Annotated in this window: 27 protein-coding genes and 1 riboswitch; of the genes, 12 read left to right on the top strand and 15 right to left on the bottom strand. The window is 58.1% G+C overall.

Annotated features, from left to right (window positions below):
• The first annotated feature begins 18 nt into the window (after window positions 1–18).
• Window positions 19–1,185, top strand: a complete 1,167-nt coding sequence (locus RMR21_RS03630; protein WP_498669357.1) for an AI-2E family transporter — start codon at window positions 19–21, stop codon at window positions 1,183–1,185.
• On the opposite strand, the gene RMR21_RS03625 is transcribed toward RMR21_RS03630, so the two are convergent.
• From RMR21_RS03625 to RMR21_RS03615, 3 genes are all read right to left on the bottom strand, one after another.
• On the bottom strand, window positions 1,186–1,911 hold the full coding sequence (locus tag RMR21_RS03625; protein ID WP_498669356.1) for a polysaccharide deacetylase family protein: 726 nt from the start codon (window positions 1,909–1,911) through the stop codon (window positions 1,186–1,188).
• A 57-nt stretch (window positions 1,912–1,968) separates the two neighbouring features.
• Window positions 1,969–2,889, bottom strand: a complete 921-nt coding sequence (locus RMR21_RS03620; protein WP_498669355.1) for a dihydrodipicolinate synthase family protein — start codon at window positions 2,887–2,889, stop codon at window positions 1,969–1,971.
• Window positions 2,890–3,045: 156 nt separating this feature from the next.
• Window positions 3,046–3,447, bottom strand: coding sequence for a DUF930 domain-containing protein (locus RMR21_RS03615; protein ID WP_498669354.1), 402 nt, complete (start codon window positions 3,445–3,447; stop codon window positions 3,046–3,048).
• 238 nt (window positions 3,448–3,685) lie between these two features.
• Here RMR21_RS03615 and RMR21_RS03610 point away from each other — a divergent pair, with 238 nt between their 5' ends.
• From RMR21_RS03610 to RMR21_RS03590, 5 genes are all read left to right on the top strand, one after another.
• On the top strand, window positions 3,686–5,785 hold the full coding sequence (locus RMR21_RS03610; protein WP_498669352.1) for a S9 family peptidase: 2,100 nt from the start codon (window positions 3,686–3,688) through the stop codon (window positions 5,783–5,785).
• A gap of 793 nt (window positions 5,786–6,578) precedes the next feature.
• Window positions 6,579–7,589: an ABC transporter substrate-binding protein gene (locus tag RMR21_RS03605; RefSeq protein WP_498669350.1), complete on the top strand. Its 1,011-nt coding sequence runs from the start codon at window positions 6,579–6,581 to the stop codon at window positions 7,587–7,589.
• A gap of 259 nt (window positions 7,590–7,848) precedes the next feature.
• Window positions 7,849–8,757: an ABC transporter permease gene (locus RMR21_RS03600; protein ID WP_498669349.1), complete on the top strand. Its 909-nt coding sequence runs from the start codon at window positions 7,849–7,851 to the stop codon at window positions 8,755–8,757.
• Window positions 8,750–9,856 carry a quaternary amine ABC transporter ATP-binding protein gene (locus RMR21_RS03595; protein WP_498669348.1) on the top strand — a complete coding sequence of 369 codons (1,107 nt, stop codon included), beginning with the start codon at window positions 8,750–8,752 and terminating at the stop codon, window positions 9,854–9,856. The genes RMR21_RS03600 and RMR21_RS03595 overlap by 8 nt, the downstream gene beginning before the upstream one ends.
• A gap of 218 nt (window positions 9,857–10,074) precedes the next feature.
• The gene (locus RMR21_RS03590; protein ID WP_498669347.1) at window positions 10,075–10,356 is read left to right on the top strand and encodes a hypothetical protein; all 282 of its coding nucleotides are present in this window, start codon (window positions 10,075–10,077) and stop codon (window positions 10,354–10,356) included.
• Between the two features lie 125 nt (window positions 10,357–10,481).
• On the opposite strand, the gene dmeF is transcribed toward RMR21_RS03590, so the two are convergent.
• Together dmeF and dmeR are read right to left on the bottom strand one after the other, a co-directional pair.
• Window positions 10,482–11,486 carry a CDF family Co(II)/Ni(II) efflux transporter DmeF gene (gene dmeF / locus RMR21_RS03585; protein WP_498669346.1) on the bottom strand — a complete coding sequence of 335 codons (1,005 nt, stop codon included), beginning with the start codon at window positions 11,484–11,486 and terminating at the stop codon, window positions 10,482–10,484.
• A gap of 9 nt (window positions 11,487–11,495) precedes the next feature.
• Window positions 11,496–11,768 carry a Ni(II)/Co(II)-sensing transcriptional repressor DmeR gene (gene dmeR / locus RMR21_RS03580; protein ID WP_498669345.1) on the bottom strand — a complete coding sequence of 91 codons (273 nt, stop codon included), beginning with the start codon at window positions 11,766–11,768 and terminating at the stop codon, window positions 11,496–11,498.
• A 134-nt stretch (window positions 11,769–11,902) separates the two neighbouring features.
• Here dmeR and RMR21_RS03575 point away from each other — a divergent pair, with 134 nt between their 5' ends.
• Entirely contained in the window at window positions 11,903–12,316 is a 414-nt protein-coding gene (locus RMR21_RS03575) for a MerR family transcriptional regulator (protein WP_498669344.1), read from the top strand.
• Window positions 12,317–12,453: 137 nt separating this feature from the next.
• Here the strand turns inward: RMR21_RS03575 and RMR21_RS03570 are convergent, their stop codons facing one another.
• Window positions 12,454–12,849 carry an Imm8 family immunity protein gene (locus RMR21_RS03570; protein ID WP_498669343.1) on the bottom strand — a complete coding sequence of 132 codons (396 nt, stop codon included), beginning with the start codon at window positions 12,847–12,849 and terminating at the stop codon, window positions 12,454–12,456.
• A 124-nt stretch (window positions 12,850–12,973) separates the two neighbouring features.
• On the opposite strand from RMR21_RS03570, the gene RMR21_RS03565 reads away from it, so the two are divergent.
• The 3 genes from RMR21_RS03565 (at window position 12,974) to RMR21_RS03555 (ending at window position 14,922) form a co-directional block, all read left to right on the top strand.
• Window positions 12,974–13,369, top strand: a complete 396-nt coding sequence (locus RMR21_RS03565) for a DUF6331 family protein (protein WP_498669342.1) — start codon at window positions 12,974–12,976, stop codon at window positions 13,367–13,369.
• A 364-nt stretch (window positions 13,370–13,733) separates the two neighbouring features.
• A complete protein-coding gene (locus RMR21_RS03560; RefSeq protein WP_498669341.1) occupies window positions 13,734–14,222 on the top strand; it encodes a GNAT family N-acetyltransferase in 489 nt (162 codons plus the stop codon).
• 409 nt (window positions 14,223–14,631) lie between these two features.
• Window positions 14,632–14,922, top strand: a complete 291-nt coding sequence (locus tag RMR21_RS03555) for a hypothetical protein (protein ID WP_498669340.1) — start codon at window positions 14,632–14,634, stop codon at window positions 14,920–14,922.
• A gap of 255 nt (window positions 14,923–15,177) precedes the next feature.
• On the opposite strand, the gene RMR21_RS03550 is transcribed toward RMR21_RS03555, so the two are convergent.
• From RMR21_RS03550 to RMR21_RS03525, 6 genes are all read right to left on the bottom strand, one after another.
• The gene (locus RMR21_RS03550; RefSeq protein ID WP_498669339.1) at window positions 15,178–15,495 is read right to left on the bottom strand and encodes a hypothetical protein; all 318 of its coding nucleotides are present in this window, start codon (window positions 15,493–15,495) and stop codon (window positions 15,178–15,180) included.
• Window position 15,496: 1 nt separating this feature from the next.
• On the bottom strand, window positions 15,497–16,210 hold the full coding sequence (locus RMR21_RS03545; protein WP_498669338.1) for a CbtA family protein: 714 nt from the start codon (window positions 16,208–16,210) through the stop codon (window positions 15,497–15,499).
• A gap of 13 nt (window positions 16,211–16,223) precedes the next feature.
• Window positions 16,224–16,406, bottom strand: coding sequence for a CbtB domain-containing protein (locus RMR21_RS03540; protein ID WP_498669337.1), 183 nt, complete (start codon window positions 16,404–16,406; stop codon window positions 16,224–16,226).
• A gap of 151 nt (window positions 16,407–16,557) precedes the next feature.
• Window positions 16,558–16,815: riboswitch (cobalamin riboswitch) on the bottom strand.
• A 29-nt stretch (window positions 16,816–16,844) separates the two neighbouring features.
• Window positions 16,845–17,762 carry a cytochrome c gene (locus tag RMR21_RS03535; protein WP_498669336.1) on the bottom strand — a complete coding sequence of 306 codons (918 nt, stop codon included), beginning with the start codon at window positions 17,760–17,762 and terminating at the stop codon, window positions 16,845–16,847.
• Between the two features lie 68 nt (window positions 17,763–17,830).
• Window positions 17,831–18,262 carry a c-type cytochrome gene (locus RMR21_RS03530; RefSeq protein ID WP_498670238.1) on the bottom strand — a complete coding sequence of 144 codons (432 nt, stop codon included), beginning with the start codon at window positions 18,260–18,262 and terminating at the stop codon, window positions 17,831–17,833.
• Between the two features lie 177 nt (window positions 18,263–18,439).
• The gene (locus tag RMR21_RS03525; protein ID WP_498669335.1) at window positions 18,440–19,075 is read right to left on the bottom strand and encodes a LysE family translocator; all 636 of its coding nucleotides are present in this window, start codon (window positions 19,073–19,075) and stop codon (window positions 18,440–18,442) included.
• A 130-nt stretch (window positions 19,076–19,205) separates the two neighbouring features.
• Between RMR21_RS03525 and RMR21_RS03520 the strand changes: the two genes are divergently transcribed.
• Window positions 19,206–19,904, top strand: coding sequence for a helix-turn-helix transcriptional regulator (locus RMR21_RS03520; RefSeq protein WP_498669334.1), 699 nt, complete (start codon window positions 19,206–19,208; stop codon window positions 19,902–19,904).
• Here the strand turns inward: RMR21_RS03520 and RMR21_RS03515 are convergent.
• Window positions 19,896–20,741 carry a metallophosphoesterase gene (locus RMR21_RS03515; RefSeq protein ID WP_498670237.1) on the bottom strand — a complete coding sequence of 282 codons (846 nt, stop codon included), beginning with the start codon at window positions 20,739–20,741 and terminating at the stop codon, window positions 19,896–19,898. The genes RMR21_RS03520 and RMR21_RS03515 overlap by 9 nt on opposite strands.
• 95 nt (window positions 20,742–20,836) lie before the next feature.
• On the bottom strand, window positions 20,837–21,439 hold the full coding sequence (locus RMR21_RS03510) for a superoxide dismutase (RefSeq protein WP_498669333.1): 603 nt from the start codon (window positions 21,437–21,439) through the stop codon (window positions 20,837–20,839).
• A 219-nt stretch (window positions 21,440–21,658) separates the two neighbouring features.
• On the opposite strand from RMR21_RS03510, the gene RMR21_RS03505 reads away from it, so the two are divergent.
• A complete protein-coding gene (locus RMR21_RS03505; RefSeq protein WP_498669332.1) occupies window positions 21,659–21,991 on the top strand; it encodes a hypothetical protein in 333 nt (110 codons plus the stop codon).
• Between the two features lie 10 nt (window positions 21,992–22,001).
• Here RMR21_RS03505 and RMR21_RS03500 read toward each other — a convergent pair whose 3' ends face one another.
• On the bottom strand, window positions 22,002–22,544 hold the full coding sequence (locus RMR21_RS03500) for a GNAT family N-acetyltransferase (protein WP_498669331.1): 543 nt from the start codon (window positions 22,542–22,544) through the stop codon (window positions 22,002–22,004).
• Window positions 22,545–22,546 lie beyond the last annotated feature (2 nt).

Below are 22,546 nucleotides of genomic sequence, written 5' to 3'. Positions count from 1 at the left end.
TTGGCAGGGGCATGAAAAATGAATGATCAGGCGACGAACAATCGCAAAAAGGCTGCGAGAATTAGCGAGCGTAACGATCATCGCGACCCGCTGACGCAGACTGCGTTGGCAACAGCCCATGAAGAAGAGCGCAGCCAGCAGCCCCTGGGCCGAGAAGCGCTCGATGTGGCGGTCGCATGGTCCACCGTCGGCCTCTTTCTTATCGTTCTGATGGGTGTCATCCACTCGCTGTCGATCATCCTCATTCCCATCGTCATGGCCATCGTGGTGGGCATGATCCTCGGGGTTGCCGCCAGCAAGTTGAGCGCTTACGGCATCCCAGGCTTTGCGGTTGCTGTCATCCTGTCGTCAGCCGTTGCACTGGTGGTGTTTCTCGTCATCAATTCGCTGATCGACCCGCTGTCGACGCTGGCGCGCGAAGGCCCCGGCATTGCCGAAAAGGCCATCGACCGCATCGTGCCGTATCTGCAAGGCGTGCGGTGGCTGAATTTTTCCGCCGCAACATTCAGTCTCAACTCCATCTCGATGGAATCGCTCATTTCGCGCAGCGGCGACATCATCGCCGTGATCGGCACCAACATCACGCCAGCCATCGTGCAGGGTCTGATCTTCTTCGCAGCCCTGCTGCTGTTTCTCTACAGCCGCATCCGCCTGCGCAAGGCCATGATCATGGCGTTCCCCCAGCGTCACCAACGCCTGCGCACCATCCGCACCATCGCCTCCATCGAAAATGTTTTGAGTTCCTATTTCGCGACGGCATCGATGATGTATGCCGGGCTGGGCACAACCATGGTCGTCATCGCCTATGTCGGCGGTCTTGCCATGCCGTTTTTGTGGGGATTGTTCGCGTTTCTCTCCAGCTTCGTGCCATTCCTCGGCATCACTGCGATGACGCTGGCGCTGACGATCGCGGGTATCCTCACACATGACAGCCTGTTTCTGGCGCTGATGCCGGCCATCATCTTCTTCACCATTCACCTTTTGATGGAGAATCTCGCCTTCCCGGCCGTGATCGGCAACAACATGGAAATCAACCCTTTCCTCGTCTTCGTCGCCATCATCTTCTGGACATGGATGTGGGGTGCAGCAGGCGCCATGCTCGCCCTGCCCCTCTCGCTTATCGGCATGACAGTCGCCCGCGAGCTTTTCCCATCCCGCCGGGTCGTGCCGAATTTGCCGTCCTGATCAATTCGACGGCGCGTTAAACGCTGGATCGTCCAGGCGCGTGAAGATGACGCCGCGGGCTTTGAGCGCCAGCAGGCCTTTGACCACGCCCTCTCCTGCTTCGTGGGTGGGCTGGTTGATGTGGGAGATGACGACATCGCCATCTTTGGCGGAAGCAATGTGTTTGGCTGTGGTGCTGGCTCCCAGCAGCGAACCGCCATCGCCATTGATGGAAAAGCCTGCGACGCGCTCTCCGAGCTGGTTGATCGTGGCCATGGAAGAGTTGGTGTATTTCGCAGTGGCACCCCGAAACCAGTGCGGCTGATGGCCGGTGGCTGAGGCAACCGCGAGACTTCCGCCTTCAACTTCCTGTTCCACCGCCGCTGTCGAGCCTGCGGCTGCGATGCCGTAGATCGAGACAGGCGTGTCAACCGCCGGAATGTGATTTTCGCCGTGGTTCTCAAGCTCGAACAGGTCGGGATGCGACATCATGATTGCGAGTGCTTCGGGGTTGTGCTTCAACCAGCGCGCGGTAACGAAGATGGTGGCGGGTATTTTCTCGTTGACGAGCGTATCGAGAATACGAAAATCCGTTTTGCCCATGCAGGCATCGAGCGTGATGGCAACGCGTTTTGCATGGGCTTTGCCGGGCTGCATTTTCAGTGTCGGCTCAAGCAGGCCGTTTCCGGCAAAAACGGACGATGCGCAGGCGGCGATCGCTGCGGCAAAAGCAAGTGTCTTCAGCATGTCTTATGCCTTCTTCGATCAGGAGCCCAAGGCCATTCTGCCTGTAAAGTGCCGGAATTATGGCGTGGCGGCCGGCAGACCATCGAGCTCCGACAGCGTCGCCAATGCGTCTTCAACGCGCGCACAATCGCTGACGCTGAGCGGCATCACCGGCAAGGGCGGCTGGTGATGGGTGAGCGACAGAAGGTTTGCTGCCGCATAGACCACACGATAGCTGCCGAATTCCTTGAAGAGCGCCCACATCGGCTGGAAGTATTCCTCGATCCGCTGCACCTCTGCCTCGTCTCCGGCTTTGGCTGCCCGCAGCAGGCGAAGGCTCGGCACCGGCAGCAGACCACCGATGACGCTGTACCAGCAATCCGCGCCTTGCAGAACCGCCTGCGACGCGCCCCAATCGCCGCTGTAGCCGATGGCGAAACCCTCACCCAGCCGTGGGCGTAAACGTTCCAGTTCATCCCTGAAGGCCATGTCGGAGAGCAGCGGCATCTTGGCGGCGCGGATATGCGGAATATAGGCCAGCCGCACCAGGAGTTCGTCACCGAAGACAAACTGGGTCGTGGACGGATTGTTGTAGATACAGAGCGGCAGGCTGGTCGAACCGGCGACGGCTGCGAAATGGTGATAGGCCTCTTCCTGGGTCAGCGGCGCGTAGGATATGGGTGCCAGAAGCAAGGCATCGGCACCGGCTTTCTCCGCATCCTTCGCGAGCGCAACGGAATCGCTGGTGCGAAGAGCGCCGACACCGACGATCAGCGGCCCCTTGCCTTTGACGCATTCCGCAGCGGCTTGAACGGCCCGAAGGCGCTCAGATCGCGACAGATAGGCATAGCTTCCGGTGCTTCCCAGAAGCCCGATGCTATCGACCTCCACGGCATCCAGCCGCTCGATCAAACGCGATAATGCCTCGACATCGACCACGCCGTCTTCATCCGCCGGTGTCAGCGGAAACGCCGAAAGCCCGTGAAACCTCACATCCATAGACATATCCCCAAAACCCTCTGGCAAAAGGATTAAGCGGCAAATCAACGGGCGGCAATGTCAATATGAAATCAGTTAGATATCGTTGCCGAATGGCAACTCTATCTTAGACCGAGGTGGAGAATGTGGCCACCGAAGTTTCCAAGCGGCGCTACCTCAATCATACAAATAATGCTTCGCCCACTGCGCCTCAGGCACTTTGTCTCCGACCTTGTAGTCGAAGTCCTTGATGCCGAGTGTCGATGGTGTGATCTGACATTTGTAGCGCAGCCGGTACCACTCACCCGCGCTTCTGAACACCGCACCCGACGCCTTGATGCTATCGGAGGTGACGTCCGGGTCACCGAAAGCGTAAGCGATGACCTTGTCGGGCTTCATGCCCTTCTGGTCCTTGGCGATGCGCTCCATGGCTTCGATGTCGCAACGCTGCTCAAGGCGTTCTTCCGGGGCAAGGACGTTCAACTGTTTGAGAACATTGGCGTCGATGGCCAAAGCAGGCAGCGCCATGGGCAAAGAGATCAGGGTTGCGAGAAGTGCAACGGGCGTAAGCTTGTGCATGGGATCCTGTCGGGCTTTTCGTTTCTTGTTTTTGTGATTCGCAGGGCAAATCCACCTGTGACCACCATCGGTACGGATGTGTCAGATTTGCGATCTAGTCGGAAAATGTGATCGAAAGCTGACCAAATTGTGCCGAGCGCATCTTCTCCCGAATAAGTTTTCCTCCTTGATCGACCCGTGCCCGCGCTCTACATCTTCGTGCACACGCAGACCGATTTCCCATGAAAGCGAGTAGCTCTTGTCCATTTTCAAAAACCTGCCTGCAGCGCCCGTTGCAGAGAAGAAGCCGGTAACCGACACCCATCACGGCGTGACCCGCACGGATGATTATGCGTGGTTCCGGGCGGATAACTGGCAGGCGATGTTCAAGGACCCGACGCTTCTGGACCCGGCCATTCGCACCCATCTGGAAGCGGAAAACGCCTATATGGAAGCGGCTATGGCCGATACCAAGCCACTGCAGGAAAAGCTGTTCGAGGAAATGAAGGGCCGCATCAAGCAGGATGATTCCTCGGTGCCGGTCAATGACGGTGCTTACGCCTACGGCACGCTGTTCGTGACGGGTGGCGAGCAGCCGCATTATTTCCGCACGCCACGCGGCGGCGGCGAGAAGCATGTGCTGCTGGATGGCGACAAGGAAGCCGAAGGCAAGGGTTATTTCCGCCTTGCCGGTCTCGACCAGACGTCCGATCACAGTCGCGGCATCTGGGGGTATGACGACAAAGGGTCGGAATATTACACGCTGCGGATTCGCGAGCTGGAAAGCGGCGTCGATCTCCCAGACGTGATCGAAAACACCGCTGGCGGCGGTGCATGGGCACCGGATGGCAAGAGCTTCTTCTATTCGCTACAGGACGAAAACCACCGCCCTTCCAAGGTCTTCCACCATATTATCGGGCAGCCGCAATCCTCCGACCGCCTGGTCTATGAGGAAAGGGACCCCGGCTTCTTCATGGGCGTCGGCGCGTCCGTGCTGGATGATTTCATTTTCATCGATATTCACGACCACGAAACCAGCGAATACCGCCTGCTCTCCACCAAGGACCTGACCGCCGAGCCGCAGGTCGTGGCGGAGCGCGAGGAAGGCATCGAATATTCGCTGTGCGAAGGCGGCGACGTCTTCTACATCCTCACCAATGACGGCGACGCCAAGGATTTCCGCATCTGCCAGACGCCGGTCACGGCACCGGGCAAGGAAAACTGGACGGAGGTCGTGCCGCACGAACCGGGCCGTCTTATTCTGGATATCGATGCCTATGCCCGCCACCTGATCTGGCTGGAGCGCCGCGATGGCCTGCCGCGCATCGTCATCCGTGACCGCGTCAGCGGCGAGGAGCACAGCGTTGCCTTTGACGAGGAAGCCTATTCGCTGGGTCTGCATGGTGCCGCCGAATACGACACCAACGTCATCCGCTTCAGCTACTCGTCGATGACCACGCCGAGCCAGCTGTTCGATTACGACATGGTCACGCGCGAGCGCACGCTGCTGAAGACGCAGGAAGTGCCATCCGGCCACAACCCGGATGATTACGTCACCCGCCGCATCATGGCCCCTTCGCATGATGGCGCGCTGGTGCCGGTGTCCCTGCTCTATCGCAAGGATACACCGCTGGATGGTTCGGCCCCGTGCCTGCTTTACGGCTATGGCGCTTACGGCATTTCCATTCCGGCATCCTTCAGCACCAACAATCTGTCGCTGGCCGATCGCGGCTTCGTCTATGCCGTGGCCCATATCAGAGGCGGCAAGGACAAGGGTTTCGAGTGGTATGAAACCGGCAAGATGGAGCACAAGCAGAACACCTTCAAGGACTTCATTGCCGCAGCGGACCATCTGGTGAAGGAGGGCTTCACCTCCTATTCCGGCATCATCGCCGAAGGTGGTTCCGCCGGTGGCATGCTGATGGGTGCGGTCGCCAATATGGCACCGGAGAAGTTCGCAGGCATCATTGCCGCCGTTCCCTTCGTGGACGTGCTGACGACCATGCTCGACGACACCCTGCCGCTGACCCCGCCGGAATGGCCGGAATGGGGCAACCCGCTGGAGTCCGAAGAGGAATACCAGTGGATCGCGGCCTACTCGCCTTATGACAATGTGGCCGCCAAGCCCTACCCGCCGCTGCTGGCCATTTCCGGCCTGACCGACCCACGCGTGACCTATTGGGAGCCGACCAAGTGGGTGGCGAAACTACGCGAGCACACCACCGGTGAGGCACCGATTATGCTCAAGACAAATATGGCGGCTGGCCATGGTGGCAAGTCGGGGCGGTTCCAGCGGCTGGAGGAGATCGCGTTTGAATATGCGTTCGCTTTGAAGGTGGCGGGCAAGGCTGCGGTTTGAGGCCGTGTGTATAAGGCCAGGCGGTCTGACGAAGTGCGGATAGTGGTGATAGGCTGACCTTTGAGGTTCGCGCGTCACCCCACCCTCATTCCTGTGCTTGTCACAGGAATCCAGTCGTCGCGCGTCTGCGCGGCGGGGAGAGCCCTTTCAGCCCAAGGACTTGGGCTGGCTGGATTCCTGTGACAAGCACAGGAATGAGGGGAGTGTGGGTATTGGCCCGAACCCACGCAGATCCCTCATCCCCACGGATGACGAATCGTTCGCAATTCGGAGAAAAATACTTTCCAAAATCATTTTTTTGAGATTTTTTTCCACAAAAATCATAATTAAGAGTTGTTTGAATATATATTTGACGTTAATCGAATTTTAATTTTTAATGCAGTCAAGCCGTTCATATTGCCAGTAAGAAACGACATTTCGCAAAGTATTACATAAAATCAAAAATAGTTCCACAGCACCGCGCATGGCTGCGATGCGGCATTTTGCGTTGCAATATCATCCTTTCGCCGTATTATAGAAAGTGTTGACATATTTATGCGCTTTTCCGCCGCTGTGATCGCGGCTCTCTTCGTCGCTTCTTAGCGGCTTTTCTTTGACGGCCTCTCGCTCGTCTTTCCGCGTATGTCATTCGACATGGAGCCATCGCAAGCTAGCGCTCGCGATATCCACGCTCCATGGCTTCAGCTCTGCGCTCTGGCAGCGATATTGTCGCGCCAACGCTTTGGCAGGCCGGGCTTTGCAGTGCCCCGGTATGCCTCACATAAACACTGCATTAGACTTGGGGGTCTTACACATGAAGAAACTCCTCGCCTCGACCATTCTTGTCACGGGCTTCACCCTTGCCGCCGCTGCTGCAAGCTCCGCCAACGCCGCAGAAACATGCGGGAATATCTCCATCGCTGAAATGAACTGGGCATCCGCCGGTGTTGCGGCATATGTCGACAAGTTCATCATGGAAAACGGTTATGATTGCACGGTCGATATCGTGACCGGCGACACCACGCCGACCTTCACCTCCATGAACGAAAAAGGCCAGCCGGATATGGCGCCTGAAATGTGGGTGAACACACTGGGCACACCGTATGAAGAAGCCGTCAAATCCGGCAACCTCATTCAGGACGTCAAAATTCTGAGCGATGGCGGCATCGAAGGCTGGTGGATACCCAAATATCTCGCCGATGCACATCCTGATATCAAGACGGTTGAAGATGCGTTGAAGCATCCTGAGCTGTTCCCGGCCCCGGAAGATGCGAGCAAGGGTGCCGTCTTCGGTTGCCCACCAGGCTGGGGCTGCCAGCCGACCACCGCCAATCTCTTCAAGGCGCGAAAGGCGAGTGAAAAGGGCTTCACACTGGTCGATACCGGCTCCGCCGCTGGCCTTGATGGCTCCATTTCCAACGCCTATGAGAAGAAGCAGGGCTGGCTTGGCTATTACTGGGCGCCAACCGCGATCATGGGTAAATACGACATGGTCAAGCTGGATGACGGCGTGCCGCTCGACCGCGAAGCCTACGACAATTGCATCGCCAAGGCCGATTGCGCCGATCCCAAGCCGAACGCCTACCCCGTCGCTGACGTCTTTACCGTCGTGACCAAGGAGTTTGCCGAAAAGGCTGGGCCATCTGGCGAATACGTCAAGAAGCGCCAGTGGGACAATGAAACCCTGGCCAAGATTCTGGCCTGGATGGACGAAAACCAGGGCACCAATGAAGATGGTGCAGCCTATTTCCTCGAAAACCATGAGGATATCTGGACCAAGTGGGTTTCGCCCGAGGTGGCTGAAAAGATCAAGGCCTCGATCTGATGTGAGTGAAGGTGGCCATGACCCTTTGCGGTCTTGGCTTCCCCCCTCTGCCCTGCCGGGCATCTCCCCCTCAAGGGGGGAGATCGACTCGCGGCGACCTACCGCCCACCTTAAATGTCGCGACTTTGGCGATGTTTGATCGTCTTGCGGATCTCCCCCCTTGAGGGGGAGATGTCCGGCAGGACAGAGGGGGGGATGCCGCGAACTCGGCCTTATCCGGCAAGCACCGTCTCAAAATCAACAAGGGAAAAAAACAATAATGGCCCTCTGTAATCTTCTGCCGGATATGCTGTGCAAGTTTCCGGCCATTGGCAACAGCACCATGCGCGTGGCGCGCAAGACAATCGATGAAGGGTTTCGCGATATCGTTCGCAGCTACGGCGATGTCATCGACACGGTCGTGCACCCGCTGCAGCTGTTTTTGAATTCGTCCGAACGCTTTTTCACGCAGACACCGTGGATCATTATCTTTCTCGGCCTGCTGGCCATGGTCCATCTGGCCGGACGCAGTTTCCGCATCACACTCGGTACCGCCGTTTCGCTGTGCCTGATCGGCGCGGTCGGCCTGTGGCGTGACGCCATGACGACGCTTTCCATTGTGGCAATCGCCACGCTGATCGCAGTCGCCATCGGCCTGCCGCTGGGCATTCTCATGGCACGGTCTGAACGGCTTCAGCGCTTCATCAACCCCGGTCTCGACGTGATGCAGACGATGCCGAGCTTCGTCTATCTCATCCCCGTCGTCGTCATCTTCGGCATCGGCAAGGTGCCGGGCCTGATCGCGGTCGTCATCTACGCGATACCGCCGATGATCCGTCTGACCAATCTGGGCATTCGCATGGTGGACCGGGAAACGCTGGAGGCGGCGGATGCCTTCGGCTCTTCCAACACCCAGAAGCTGTTCAATGTGCAACTGCCATTGGCGTTGCCCACCATCATGACCGGCATCAACCAGACCATCATGATGTCGCTCGCCATGGTCGTGGTCGCCTCCATGGTCGGCGTCGGCGGCTTGGGCAAGAACGTGCTTCAGGCCATCAACAACCAGTTCTTCACAATCGGCTTTCTGAACGGCTTCGCGCTGGTGGCCATCGCCATCATGTTCGACCGTGCCAGCCAGGCCTTCGGCAAGCGTTTGCAGAAATATCGCGAGGTGCAACATGGCTAAGGACATCGAAATCCGAAATCTTTACAAGATCTTCGGCAAGCACCCTGAGAGGCACCTCGACGCCGTTAAGAACGGCTTGAGCAAGACCGAGCTGAACGAGAAGCACAACCATGTTCTCGGTCTCAACGACATCAACATCACCATGCCCGGCGGCAAGATCACCGTGGTCATGGGGCTTTCGGGTTCTGGCAAGTCCACCCTCATTCGCCACATCAACCGGCTGATCGAGCCGAGCGCTGGCGAAGTGCTCTATGACGGGCAGGACATCTGCTCCATGAGCAGTTCCAGCCTGCGCGATTTCCGTCGCCACAAGACGGCAATGGTGTTCCAGAAGTTCGGTCTGCTGCCGCACCGGACCGTGCTGGAAAACAGCGTCTACGGTCTCGATATTCAGGGCGTGGCGCGCAAGGACAGCCTCGAAAAGGGTCGTTACTGGTTGAACCGGGTGGGCCTCGATGGTTACGAGGACAACTACCCCAACCAGCTGTCCGGCGGCATGCAGCAGCGTGTCGGCCTTGCCCGCGCACTGACCAACGATGCCGACATTCTGTTGATGGACGAGGCCTACTCCGCGCTCGACCCCCTGATCCGTGTCGATATGCAGACGATGCTGCTCGATCTTCAGCAGGAATTGCAGAAGACTGTCGTCTTCATCACGCACGATCTGGACGAGGCACTACGGCTGGGCGACCATATCGCAATCCTGAAAGACGGCGAGATGGTGCAGCAGGGCGATGGGCAGAGCATCATCCAGCATCCGGCCAATGAATATGTCAGCGACTTCGTACGGGACGTGAACCGCGGACGTGTGCTTCAGGCAACGACCGTGATGGAACCGGCCATCACTGCGGAGGAAACCATTTCGGTTCTGGAGACGGACACTCTGGAAAACATCGCCCGCGATATGACCGACGCCAACGAGACCACCGCGCAGGTGGTGGACGAGGACGGCAAGACGGTGGGCAGCATCGGCATCGAGACGCTGATGGCCGCCATGGTGACACCAGCCACGCAGGATGACGAGGCAACGGCTGAGGCAGCGCCGCCGCCAGCGGTGGCGACCGAGCCTGCCCCGCAGCCGGAAAAGCGCATCGCGTGATTCTCCCTGCCCTTCGCGACTGACGTTGCGGAGGGCCTCCTACTCTGGAGAATCGCTAAAAGCTGGCCTTTTCCCATTTTGCAAGTCCCAAAAATGCAAAAACGAAGCACCACTTTCAGACCTGTCAAGCGGTCAACACACGCCTGAGTGCGACGACGCAAGCCTCGCGCAAGCTTCAGCCATTAATACTTCGTTAATCAGGCAGAGAGAGGCTTGCTATGAATATCGATAACAATATCGGCGGATCGGCGCATCATCCCCGGTCGCAGCACATTGAGAAGCGATCGACCGAGACCGTTGCGCCAGAACAGCAGCAGGCAACGCTCAGCGGCAGCAAGATATCCTTCGTCAACGCGCTGGAGGCGACATCGCTTGCCAACGTTTTATGGACTGTGAACAACGAAGCCGCAGCCAACGATGCCGCCTCCCAGGGCAGCGCCACTCAGCCTATGTCCCAGGTCGAATCCGTGTGGCTTCGTCAGGCCTATACCGAACACTGAAGATACATCACGCCTTTTTACAGGGCGTGGTCAGATGACAGGTTTATCGTTAACATCGGATTAACGAGCGGCGCAGTCCATATTATCAGGGCTTGATTCTTCAGAACGCACCCGCCCCTCTTGCTTCATCCCGGATGAGCAGCGTTGATTTCCACCGTGATATGCGACAATTCCCCGATCGCTTCCAGCTTCTGTCGATAGAAGGATGGCGCTTGTGGAGAGTGTGATTTGATGGCGACAATGGCCGCATGATGACCCGGCCCCACCTGCCAGACATGGAGATCGGTAATCCGCTCTTCCGCCGTTTCCAGCCTGCTGCGAATTTCCGTCGACAGATCCCGAGCGCGCGGAACCGCATCCACCAGCACCGCCCCCGTGGATCGCAACAGCCCCCAGGACCAGCGCGCAATGACGATGCCGCCGACGATGCCCATGGCCGGATCGAGAAACGTCCAGCCGTTCCATTTGCCCAACAGCAGCGCGACAATGGCGAGAACCGATGTCAGGGCATCCGCCAGCACATGCAGATAGGCTGAGCGCAGATTGTTGTCCCTGCCGCCATGGCTTTCATGGTGAGCGTGATGGCCATGATGGGCGTGACTTCCATGCGCATGGCCATGACCGTGGTCATGATGATGGCCGTCATCCTTGAGCAGCCATGCGCTGACGATATTGACGACAAGACCGATGGCTGCGACGGCAATCGCCTGATTGAAATCGATGTCCACCGGCGCAAAAAACCGCAGCAGGCTTTCCCAGGCAATCATCAATGCGGCGACACCCAGCACGACGGCGCTGGCGAAACCCGCGAGATCACCGAACTTGCCGGTGCCGAACGTGAAGCGGGCATTCTTGATCTGGCGACTGGCATAGAGATAGGCGAGCGCCGAAATCAGCATCGCACCGGCATGGGTTGCCATATGCCAGCCATCCGCCGTCAGAGCCATGGAGCCGAACCAGCTTCCCGCCGCGATTTCCGCCACCATCATCGCCGTCGTCAGCGCGATGACCGCCCAGACCCGGCGCTCGTTGCGCTCATGGTCCTGGCCCAGAAAGACGTGACTGTGCGTGCCATGTGCATGGGGATGAGGATGAGGATGAGGATGAGAGTGATCTGTCGTTGCCGTCATGGCGCACCTCTATCGAATGTAGGTTTTCAGAACCTGCGCCAACTCTTCCGTGGCACGGGCACGCTCTTCGTCGTTTTGCGCATGCAGCACATGCTCATGCAGATGCTCCAGCATCACTTCGCCTGTCAGGCCGGACAGCGCACCGCGCACGGATGCCAGCAATTGCAGCACCTCTCCGCAAGGCTTGCCGCCGTCGAGCGCCCGCTCCACCGCCTCCATCTGCCCTTTCAGGCGACGAATGCGCGCAACGAGCTTGTCCTTGTTCTCGGTCGTGTGTGACATCGCGTTCTTTCAATATAATATAGGGGGGTATGCTATATGGATCTGATGATCTGCGCAAGCGCGCTCACACGCCGCCTTGTCACCCTTGCTCAACTTAGCTATATCTCTAGAAACTAGAGATATAGGGAGAGATCATGTATTCGATTGGCGATCTGTCGCGAAACACCGGCGTCAAGGTGCCGACCATTCGCTATTACGAGCAGATGGGGCTGCTGCGCGCGGCAGAACGCTCGGAAGGCAACCAGCGCCGCTACGAAAAATCCGATCTGGAACGCCTCGCCTTCGTGCGACACGCGCGCGACCTCGGCCTCAACATCGATGCCATCCGTGAGTTGATCGCGCTCAGCCAGCACCGCGAAATGCCGTGCGCCGGCGCAGACCGCATCGCCGCCGACCACCTGACAACCGTCCGCGAAAAGATCGCCAAGCTGAAAAAGCTCGAACACGAACTGGAGCGCATCGTCTCCCATTGCGACGGTCATTCGATCGAGGATTGCTATGTTATTCGGGCACTGTCGAACCATGCGTTGTGTGAGCATGAGCATTGAGGGAAGAGATTGAATGTGGCGAGACCTATGACAACGATGCAAAACCATCACGGCAATCCTAACCGGATGGCGCGGCCTTGATGAGCTTTTCGCATATCGGTCCCGTGATTGGTCTTGCCCCTTATCGAATCATATTGTCATTCTTTAAATTCAACGTAGTCCTCAAACTCCCATGCAAGGTCTCTGCTTAAAAGCAGCGCAAGACCGTTCCAGTCATCCGCAGTTTGATCTGCAATAAAACTTTCGATTGCAGCACGGATAGCGCGCTCGTTGAAAGATTTCACAAATAGATGGTGTCGACCAAAACGAGGACGTGAATGTCTTTCATGGGTTTCGTGCATTGGCCTGGGGTTTAAAATGTTATCTGCAAACCATAATGGAGTGCAGACGATAGCAGAGAAATTGTCTCCGCCTTTGCTGTCGAAAGGGCCTATTTTCAAGTCCAGTAATGCGCCGAAATATTCGGTATCGTCTGGAAAAAAACATTCACCATCCCATCCCACCACATCGAAATTTTTGAGTTCTGCTCTCATGTCCTGCGATCCAGTCTTCTCGACTTCATGATGCAGCGCTCCCTTCCACAATTGGCGTGCTCCTGCCGAGGTAGCAGGTGCCTGACTGTTCACTTGCAATATATTGTGCTATATACAATCCATAATGGAAATTACCTTCCCTCCAAACGTTTCGGCCCTCTGCAAAACCTGCGAAACCATATGTGAGCAGGAATGCTGCGGAATCCTCGCATTCAATTTTTCCGCCTTCAACATCATCTATCATCTGACTAAGATTAATGCGCGCATCTTTGATAGAGATGTCGCTGAGATAAGGTCGGAACTGGATGATATTGCGAAGAAAATCAGCACTCTTGATCGACACGCTGACAAGGTGACCATCATCGAGTTAAATGCCATCCTTACCGCCGAGCAGGTGATTTCTCTACTCGACTTTATTGACTCCGCTATTTCTGACGCCTGTGCAATATACGCAGTCTACAAGAACCAGATCGAGCTAAACGATCAGGATTTTTCAAACATCGTCAAGGCACCCAAATAACTGTTTTAGGCGCTAAGAGACCTCGTTCTATCATGTCGACAATATACAAACCAAAACGAATTTCAGAGCTCCACTACCTTACTACAACCTATATCGCATCCTTTCGGTTCGTCTTTCCTGCGACTTTAACTACCAACCCGCCTGTACCCAGAACTCACATCCCAAATCGCTCTTGACAGCCTTCCCATTCCAGCGCATCAATCCTGCCATGATCAACGCACGCGCACCCATCTCCTGCACGTATTTTTGGGCCTTCCTTTAAGGGCGGCTCGACAGATCAGTTTGTCAACAAGCCGCCGTCAGGCGGCTTTGTTGTTTTCAAGCGTCCTGACGGCACTCCACCCAGAACCCGAAGGACGAGACAATGACCGAAGACAGCCTTCTGACACTGCCCAGACCGCCCGTCGTGACCATTCGTGGTGCACGCAAGGCCGATCTGCCTGAACTCAACGAGATGATCACGCTGCTGGCCAGCCATCATGGCGATGCGGCGGCGATTACGGCTGCGAAGCTGGAGCGCGATCTGTTCGGCCAGATCCCCTGGATCACCGCGCTGGTAGCCGAGGCCGAAGGTGAGCTGATCGGTTACGCCATTCTCTTGCCGCTCTACCGAGCGCAGGAAGGCCGTCGCGGTATGGAACTGCACCATCTTTTCGTGCGCGACGGACACCGGGGCCACGGCACCGGCCAGCATCTGGTATCGCGCGCCCGTGATGTCGCCAAGCGCTGCGGCTGCGATTTCCTGTCCGTCGGCGCTGCCACCGGCAATTTCGCCGCGCATAAATTCTACGAGAACATGGACTTCGTCCCCCGCCCCGTCACTGGCATGCGCTTCATGCAGGCGCTGGCGTAAATCCGAAAGCCTGTTCGGCCCCGCTGCGGGTGGCATGCCGCATGCTAAATCTAGCTATTTCCCAACCGTATAACTTTCGCTAAGGTTGCAGTGGGACCAGACGTAACGGACTGGTCTTGGGGCATAGAAACCCCTCAAGTGACGGTCGGTGTCGACCGTGATGACACCCCTCAGCCATATAATTATGGCTGAGGCGGTCCATTGTGACTATATATAGCTCCTCTGCCTACGGCCGGGGAGGCTCTGGCGTATGTTCAAGGCGCAAGCCTAAAGGTCAGGGTGGTCGTTCACTTGCGGCTTTCTAACTCCCCGGCCACCAGAGGTTTCCCCTCCGGTGGTCGCTTCCGTTTCAACAGGATGGCGGCGTGCTGCGCGTCTTCGTGCGGACCCTTGCCGATGGGGAAATGCGATGGAAACATACAGCGTCTGGGCCGATCTTCTGCACACCTTCCGCATGATGTCCGACGAGGTCAAAGTGCTGCTGATCTATATGCCCTGCGTCTTTGCGCTCGGGTTCGCAGCGCTCTATCTTTACCATCTACGCAGGCTCAATCCGCCCGTGAGGAAAGAGCCGCAGCCTTATACGCTGCTGCCGCCGGACAGGCACTTTGGGCAGACGCTTCCCAGCCTTGAGCGACTGCGCAGACTGGATGACGATATGGCCGAGAGGAAGGTCGAGCGCGATGTGAAGCGGTCGTAGGGTGGAATGATACGGCAGCGTTTGTGGCTCACCCCCCTCTGTCCTGCCGGACATCTCCCCCTCAAGGGGGGGAGATCGACTCGTGGATTGCTCTCGGTCATCTTGAACCCTGAGGATGGAGTGAAGAGAGAGCGTCTTGCTGTTCTCCCCCCTTGAGGGGGAGATGCCTGACAAGGCAGAGGGGGGTGAGCCACAAACGCTGCCGTGTCCTCTGATCCTCTGCCACGTCACATTCCATCGACGCAGAGGAGATTCTTAGCGGAGCCGATCCAGCACGCCACAAGCGCGGGCCGTTCCACCGAGTGGGTCTCCCGTCATGGCACGCCTGACATCGCGGCTGTTGATGTGCAGGCTTCGGTCGAAGGATAATGAAAGGCGCGTCACCTTGGCCAAGGCGGCGGCCAGAAACGCATCGCTGTTTTCCGCAAAGAACGACAGGCAGGCTTCCCTCCCCGGTTCTGCTTTCAGCAGCGCCTTGAAGGCCAGCCGATGCATGGCGCAATACGCGCCATGACCGGGAACGGAAAAACGCAGGGCGTCGAGTTCATCGCTCCATTCCACCGCGTTTTTCATCTTATCGGGCAGTTTCGAAACGCTTGAAAAACAGGCCGCTGAGCGAGCCGAGGATCAGCCAGAACACAAAGCTGGTCACGGAGGCGAGAACCACGAAACGACGCTCCAGCGGCAGGGGTGCCAGTGCATGTTCGCCCGCCGGTGGAAGCGGCGCACCGATAAGATGGGGCGCTACAATCAACGCCACGGCCAGAATGGCCGCCCATGGCTCCGCGCGTTTGAACACGAGCAGCGCCAGTCCGCCCGCCGTCGCGACAACAGTTGCGACCCACCATATCTGGCGTGCGCCCAGGGCAGCGGCGGGGGTTCCCGGCAGTTCCGGCGGCAGGCCGATCATGGGGGCAAGCATCACGGCCGCAAAGCCTGCAAGACCCCAGAACAGACCTTCACGCCAGCCGCCTTCGGAACCACGCAACGATATCAACGCCGTCAGCACCAGCGCGTAACCGATGGCGGTCAGCACATTGGCGGCAATGGTATAGGCGTTGCGCTCGAAACCGTCGGCTGGCGTCCAGGCTTCAGCGTCATGGTGATGATCCGCAGGTGTTGCGGCATTGTGGCTGTGGGCAGGCGCGGCCTCGTCACCGGCATTTTCGAAGGTTTCGGCCTGAAGGATGAGCGGCGTCGTGCCGATGGCCTGCATGGCGCTGACAGCAAGACCTGCAATCAACCCCACCAGAACGGCCGTGAAAACGATATTGCGGAAAAATGGCATGGTTTGGCTCCCCTCAATGGCACGGGAAGGCATTGGCGTGGCGCGTATCATGCGCCGCATTGTGCATGGCCTCGACATGCGAGAAGCCCACGAAACCGACGATGAACAGGCCGAGAGCGGCGGCTGTCAACGACTGTGCGATCTTCGATGTTTTTGACGATACGGCTGATGTAGCCGTGTTCTGCTGGATAGACATGGTGACCCTTTCCTGTGCGGGTGGGCGCATTGCTGATCAAAAGCCGCACGACCGCATTCAACATTCACCACGGGGAAAAGAGACACATGGTTTTAAGGGCCGGACGAACCGACCTGCCAACCGTGCTTACCCGGACACCCCGCCGGTATTGACGACACTTCACGCAATGGCAGGTCTCCTGGCTCACGGGTCGTAACCTTGAAAACACCTTCCCGATCCGTCTGTATCTGCATCATACGTTCCGAAATCGAAGGCGATTTCGCGTCGATGCGCCAGATCAGTGGCTTTTCGTTTTCAGGCTATCCGCTCACAGTTGCGGGGGCAGCCACGAATCGAAGCTGGTGCCTCTATCGTGTTCCCTTTTCACTTTCCGGGCGAACCCGGAAAGACCATTACACAACCGTTATCCGGCGCGTGGACGTTCAAGTCAATGGGCAATTACCGCGACGGGACGGCCTTGAGATAGGCGGCGATGGCATTGCGATCTTCGGCTGTCAGGCGCGCCATGTTTTGCTGCACCTTGACCATGGAGCCACCGGCACTGTCGAAATCCGGCGTGAAACCCGTTTCCAGATAGCTGGCGATATCGGCCTGCGTCCATGCGCCTATGGTCTGTGAACCGGGGGTAATATTGGGAATGCGCCCTTCGCCTTCGGGGTTGGGGCCACCCGCCAGCCATTGATCTTTCACAAACCCGCCCAGCGCATCGCGCGGGGTGTGGCACTCGCCGCAGTGGCCGGGGCCTTCCACCAGATATTGGCCGCGCACAACGTCCGCATCCGCATTGGCAAGCTCGACCCGTGGCTGGCCCTTGTCGAAATAGAGGAACTTCCAGCCGCCGAGGCTGAGACGGATGTTGAAGGGGAACGGCAGATCATGGCCCGGGGCGTCATTGCTGCTGGCAGGCAGGGTCTTGAGATACGCGAAGAGGTCGTTGATATCTGGCGGCGTCATCCGCGCATAGGACGCATAGGGGAAGGATGGATAGAGATGTTCGCCGTTCCTGCCGACGCCGCGCGTCATGGCATCACCGAACTGCGCGACGGTCCAGCTACCTATGCCATGCTGCGGATCGGGGGAGATATTGGGCATATGGAAGGTGCCGAAGGGGCTTGGCAGCGCCTGGCCGCCGGACAGCGTCTTCAGCGCATCGCCCGTGGCATTTGGCGCGGCGTGACAGCTTGCGCAACCGCCCGCCCAAAACAGCGTCTCACCATTGGCAAGATTGGGCTCGCCCAGATTGGCCCAGTGGCTCGGCGACTGGCGCTCCGGCGCGGTGACCCACAGGAAAATGCCAAACCCTGCGGCCCCGGCGACAACAGCACCGCCCGCCAGCTTTGCCCAGATGGACGCCATTGCCGTCTCCATTCATGGAATGATCGCAAGAAAAGGCCCGCCAGACGACCGGCGGACCACTGCATAGTTTACTTCTTGAGGCGGTAGGCCTGGTGACAGCTGCTGCAATCGGCACCCAGCGTCTTCATCGCTGCACCCACGCTGGCCTGATCGGTCGGCAGTTGCGCCAGAACCGTGTCGGCATCCGTGCCGAGCTTTTCGGACTTCGCCTTGAAGTCTGCGAAGTTCTGCCAGATCGCAGGAGACGCCGCGCCGCCTTCAGAACCGGCCGGGAACTGATCCGGGAAAGCCTTGGCGTTGGCGCTGATGGTTGTCACAGCGGTTTTGACGGTGGCCGCGTCATAGGGCTTTTCACCCTTGGCGATGGCACCCAGGGCACCCATGGCACCGCCGATGCCCTTCATCAGGCCTTCGCGCTTTTCGACTTCGCCGGCTGCGGAAACCGCACCGGCGCAAAGACAGCCTATCATTATGGAAGCGGCAATGGTTCTAAGCTTCATCATCTCTCTCCTGGGTCCGCGCACCGGCGGGGTGTATGCTTCGTGTCGTCACCTGATCCTTATCGCAAAACAGGACACACTTTTGCGACACGTTTGACGAACGAAAAGAAGATGCATGCTCCACATGGCAAAAAGAAGTCACATTCCAGTGATTTCCAAAGCGAAATCAGGCGCATATCAGTGCCGTGCGATGCCCGCCCAGAGCGTGAAACCGGCCACGAGAACGAGCAGCAAACCCGCAGCCCGACCGATAAAAATCGTCATGTTCGGAGAAGACACCAGCAAATCCCGGCTCTTGCCAGCCGTCAGGGCCAGAGTGCCGTAAACGGCAAGTTGTGTGCCCGCCGTCATCAAACCCATGACGACGCCCTGAATCCAGATCGGGCCATAGGTTGGCTTGAGGAACTGCGGGTACACCGCCATCATGAAAAGATAGGCTTTCGGATTGCTGAGGCAGGTGACCATGCCGCGCCGGAACGCACGCCAGACCGATGCGCTGGCACGCACCTCGTCGCCCTCGATGACGATGGAACTGCGCATCAGGCCGATGCCGATCCAGATCATATAGGCCGCACCAAAGATCAGAAGCGGCGTGAAAAGCACCGGAATGAGGCTTGCCAGCAGGCCGATACCGACTACACCGTAAAGCGAATGCACGGCACCGCCCGCCACGATGCCGGATGTGGCGGCGAAGCCGACCCGCCTGCCGCCCGTCAAGGAGCTTGCCAGGACGAACAGCATATCGATACCCGGCAAGATGATGATGCCGAACAGCAAGGTGAAATAAAGCCAGAGATTTTCGGTATATGTCATGTCAGGACGTCCTGCGGGGAGAAATGGGTGAACGATGATTTCGCTTGTTTTTCAGCGGTGTTTTCGCACTTATAGATAACGGCTACTGACAACGTTCTGTCAGTAGCGTCCATCGTCCCGAAAGAAAAACATGCGTAAGGCATCTCGCCTTTTCGAGATTATCCAGATCCTGCGACAGGCGAGAAAGCCCGTCACGGCGCAGCAGATTGCCGTGCAACTGGAGGTGACGGTTCGCTCTGTTTACCGCGATATCGTCGTGCTTCAAGGCATGCGGGTGCCGATAGAGGGTGAACGCGGGATCGGGTATATCCTTCGACCCGGCTTCGATATGCCGCCGTTGATGTTTTCGATTGAAGAAACCGAAGCCATCGTTCTGGCACTGGCGATGGTGGAGCGGACGGGCGACCGGGAACTGGCGCAGGCGGCCAAGCGCGTCAGCGGCAAAATTGCCGCCTCGCTGCCGCAACCTCTCGCCCGCATACTCTCCACCACGGCGCTGCATGCCTGGGGTTTTTCCGCAATGTCCACGGCAGTCGATCTGGGACTGGTACGCCGCGCGGTGCGTGACGAGGAAAAGTTGAAGCTGAGCTACCGCGATGAAAGCGGCATGACGACAACGCGTGTCATACGGCCCATCGCGTTGATCTATTATTCCGAAGCGGCAAACATCGTGGCCTGGTGCGAGCTGCGCCAGGCGATCCGCAACTTCCGTGGCGACCGAATCCTGACCTTCGAGACCACAGGGGAGCGCTTTCAGGGCGACGGCGAAAGGCTGCGGCGATTGTGGATGGCGGGTTGGCAGACCGACCAGCCCTCGCGCTCACAATGACAGGATGCGGCTTTCTTCCCGACCGAACCCTTTGATATCGATGCGATCCTGATAGAGATTGGCAATGGCGAAGGTGTTTTGGCTTTGCGTATCCACCATTCCCTTGAAGGTGAGGAAATGCGTGTGACCCAGCATGGCATAATTGCCCTTGTGATTGTGGCCGCAAAACCAGGCTTTCGCGCTCGGGTGCGCTATCAGCAGGTCCAGGATTTCCGGGGCATCCCACATGTTATGGGAATTCTGCGGATGGAGCGGATAGTGGCAAAACAGGATGGCCCGTTCGCCCGCCGCATCGGTGGCATCCAGGGTTTTTGCAAGCCACGCCAGTTGCCCGTCGCTGAAAGACGCGTTCCATCCGTGGGCGTTGATGGCACCGGCCTCTTGCAAAGCGGCCAGTCTCTTCTCGGCCAGATCGCGACGAGGATCGCCGGCCGGTGGGGCAAACAGGCTGACATCATTGCCATCCAGCACCACGAAACGGAATTTGTCGATGGCGAAATCGTACCAGGGAGACGGCATCCCGAGCCGTCGATGGATTGTGGTCAGATGCTCGGGCGCCACTGCGAAATCATGATTTCCGGGCAGAAGAATCGAGCGATGCCTGAGCCTGTCATAACAGCTTAAGATCGCGTCGAAGTTTTCCCAGCCATGGTCGATGATATCGCCCAGAGTGACGACAAAAGCGAGGTCATGGGCGTTGAATACGTCGATCGCTTCGGCCAGCTTGCCTGGGCTTTGCGCATAGTAGCGATACATGTCCGGGCGCGGCGCAACGTCGGCATATTGCGGATCGGCGACGATGCCGAAGGAGAAAAGGGGTGCGGATATGTCTGTCATGATGACCGCATAGGCCGGGCGAATGACACCCATATGACAGAACGAAAACACCCGGCGCATGGCCGGGTGTGTCCTTATTCTTCAGACCGTGACGCTTACTTGGAAGCGGCTTCGTAGCGCTCCAGAACGTAATCCCAGTTGATGAGATTATCGACGAAGGCTTCGAGGTACTTCGGACGCAGGTTGCGGTAGTCGATGTAGTAGGAGTGTTCCCACACGTCGACGCCGAGAATCGGGTCTGCACCGTGAACCAGCGGATTTTCGCCGTTCGGTGTCTTGGAAATCTCAAGCTTGCCGTCCTTGACCGACAGCCATGCCCAGCCGGAGCCGAACTGCGTGGTGCCAGCGGCAATGAAGTCGGCCTTGAACTTGTCGTAGCCGCCGAGGTCAGACGCAAATGCCTGCTCCAGCTTGCCCGGCAGCTTGTTCCCGCCGCCGTCTTTTTTCATCCACTTCCAGAAATGGACGTGGTTGTAATGCTGTGCAGCATTGTTGAAGAGGCCAGCATGGGTGCCGAAGGACTTCTTGACCACGTCTTCCAGCGAAAGGTCCGAAAGACCAGCTTCGGCAGCGAGCTTGTTGCCGTTGTCGACATAGGCCTTATGGTGCTTGTCGTGGTGAAACTCGAGCGTTTCGCGCGACATGTAAGGCGCCAGCGCATCGTAATCGTAAGGCAGTGCGGGAAGTTCGAAGGCCATGGTGTTACTCCTTGTTGCAGCGGCGTGACCGCTCCTAGAAACCTGGTGCGCGGACCATAAGAGCGGACGTCATCGGAGGCAACCTGTGAAATATCAAAATGTTCCGGCAAAAGAGAAAATTCCTCTCATGCCCCGCGAAAAACACTTTTCAGCCCAAGGTTGGCGTACCAATTCAGAAAAATCCGTTCGCTTCGGCGATCATAGATCAGGAATATTGCCATGAGACGACAGTTGCTCGCCGCCTCTTTCGCCTGCCTCACGGCCCTGCCCGCCGCCGCATCCTCGGGCGATGCCTGGCAGGAATTTGCAGCCGACGTTCAGGCCAAGTGCCTTGCCGCAGCGAAGGACACGATCGACGACGCGAAGGCCCTGGTTGATCCCACGGGCAGCGAACATTACGGCCTCGCCATCATGACCGGGAAAGCCAGGGGCACGAAGACGACCGTCAGCCATATCTGCGTTTACGACAAGAAGACCAAGACGGTTGAACTCGGCAGCGAATTGTCATCCGATACGGTCAAGATCGAACTCCCCGGCTCTACCACGCCCTGACCGCATCCGGTCAAAAACGCGGCGTCGTCTCCGCCTCACCCAACGGGCGTTGCATCAAAACGATATCCAGCCAGCGCCCATGCTTCCAGCCGACAGACTTCAGGGCACCAACCATCTCGAAACCGGCGGTGCGGTGAACGCCAATGGAAGCAGCATTGTCGGCGTCTCCCACCACCGCGACCATCTGGCGAAACCCGCGCGCCGTCGCCTCCTCGATCAGTGTCAACAACAGCGTCTTGCCGATGCCGAGGCCCTTGCGCTCGGGATCGACATAGATGGAATCCTCGACGGTTGCGCCATAGGCAGGCCGTGCGCGGTGGGGGCCGGCATAGGCGTAGCCCGCAACGGCGCCTTCCACCTCCGCCACCACATAGGGGAAACCGCCCGCCATCAATGTGCGCATACGTTCGATCATGGTCTCGACGGAGGGCGGCTCGATTTCGAAGCTGGCCGTCCCGTGCAGCACCGCGTGGCGGTAGATTTCGGTAATGGCGGCGATATCGCCCTCTGCGCACGGGCGAATGATAACGGCTGGTTTGGGCTGGGAATGCATGT

It is taken from the genome of Agrobacterium sp. rho-8.1 (genome assembly GCF_033957725.1).
Taxonomy (GTDB): Bacteria; Pseudomonadota; Alphaproteobacteria; order Rhizobiales; family Rhizobiaceae; genus Agrobacterium.
This window is presented reverse-complemented; position numbering and strand designations above follow the sequence as displayed.

Coding starts and splice junctions, on each gene's coding strand:
- RMR21_RS03630 (WP_498669357.1), top strand. CDS start 19: ATGAATGATCAGGCGACGAACAATCGCAAAAAGGCTGCGAGAATTAGC.
- RMR21_RS03625 (WP_498669356.1), bottom strand. CDS start 1,911: ATGCTGAAGACACTTGCTTTTGCCGCAGCGATCGCCGCCTGCGCATCG.
- RMR21_RS03620 (WP_498669355.1), bottom strand. CDS start 2,889: ATGGATGTGAGGTTTCACGGGCTTTCGGCGTTTCCGCTGACACCGGCG.
- RMR21_RS03615 (WP_498669354.1), bottom strand. CDS start 3,447: ATGCACAAGCTTACGCCCGTTGCACTTCTCGCAACCCTGATCTCTTTG.
- RMR21_RS03605 (WP_498669350.1), top strand. CDS start 6,579: ATGAAGAAACTCCTCGCCTCGACCATTCTTGTCACGGGCTTCACCCTT.
- RMR21_RS03600 (WP_498669349.1), top strand. CDS start 7,849: ATGGCCCTCTGTAATCTTCTGCCGGATATGCTGTGCAAGTTTCCGGCC.
- RMR21_RS03595 (WP_498669348.1), top strand. CDS start 8,750: ATGGCTAAGGACATCGAAATCCGAAATCTTTACAAGATCTTCGGCAAG.
- RMR21_RS03590 (WP_498669347.1), top strand. CDS start 10,075: ATGAATATCGATAACAATATCGGCGGATCGGCGCATCATCCCCGGTCG.
- dmeF (WP_498669346.1), bottom strand. CDS start 11,486: ATGACGGCAACGACAGATCACTCTCATCCTCATCCTCATCCTCATCCC.
- dmeR (WP_498669345.1), bottom strand. CDS start 11,768: ATGTCACACACGACCGAGAACAAGGACAAGCTCGTTGCGCGCATTCGT.
- RMR21_RS03575 (WP_498669344.1), top strand. CDS start 11,903: ATGTATTCGATTGGCGATCTGTCGCGAAACACCGGCGTCAAGGTGCCG.
- RMR21_RS03570 (WP_498669343.1), bottom strand. CDS start 12,849: ATGAGAGCAGAACTCAAAAATTTCGATGTGGTGGGATGGGATGGTGAA.
- RMR21_RS03565 (WP_498669342.1), top strand. CDS start 12,974: ATGGAAATTACCTTCCCTCCAAACGTTTCGGCCCTCTGCAAAACCTGC.
- RMR21_RS03560 (WP_498669341.1), top strand. CDS start 13,734: ATGACCGAAGACAGCCTTCTGACACTGCCCAGACCGCCCGTCGTGACC.
- RMR21_RS03555 (WP_498669340.1), top strand. CDS start 14,632: ATGGAAACATACAGCGTCTGGGCCGATCTTCTGCACACCTTCCGCATG.
- RMR21_RS03550 (WP_498669339.1), bottom strand. CDS start 15,495: ATGAAAAACGCGGTGGAATGGAGCGATGAACTCGACGCCCTGCGTTTT.
- RMR21_RS03545 (WP_498669338.1), bottom strand. CDS start 16,210: ATGCCATTTTTCCGCAATATCGTTTTCACGGCCGTTCTGGTGGGGTTG.
- RMR21_RS03540 (WP_498669337.1), bottom strand. CDS start 16,406: ATGTCTATCCAGCAGAACACGGCTACATCAGCCGTATCGTCAAAAACA.
- RMR21_RS03535 (WP_498669336.1), bottom strand. CDS start 17,762: ATGGCGTCCATCTGGGCAAAGCTGGCGGGCGGTGCTGTTGTCGCCGGG.
- RMR21_RS03530 (WP_498670238.1), bottom strand. CDS start 18,262: ATGAAGCTTAGAACCATTGCCGCTTCCATAATGATAGGCTGTCTTTGC.
- RMR21_RS03525 (WP_498669335.1), bottom strand. CDS start 19,075: ATGACATATACCGAAAATCTCTGGCTTTATTTCACCTTGCTGTTCGGC.
- RMR21_RS03520 (WP_498669334.1), top strand. CDS start 19,206: ATGCGTAAGGCATCTCGCCTTTTCGAGATTATCCAGATCCTGCGACAG.
- RMR21_RS03515 (WP_498670237.1), bottom strand. CDS start 20,741: ATGACAGACATATCCGCACCCCTTTTCTCCTTCGGCATCGTCGCCGAT.
- RMR21_RS03510 (WP_498669333.1), bottom strand. CDS start 21,439: ATGGCCTTCGAACTTCCCGCACTGCCTTACGATTACGATGCGCTGGCG.
- RMR21_RS03505 (WP_498669332.1), top strand. CDS start 21,659: ATGAGACGACAGTTGCTCGCCGCCTCTTTCGCCTGCCTCACGGCCCTG.
- RMR21_RS03500 (WP_498669331.1), bottom strand. CDS start 22,544: ATGCATTCCCAGCCCAAACCAGCCGTTATCATTCGCCCGTGCGCAGAG.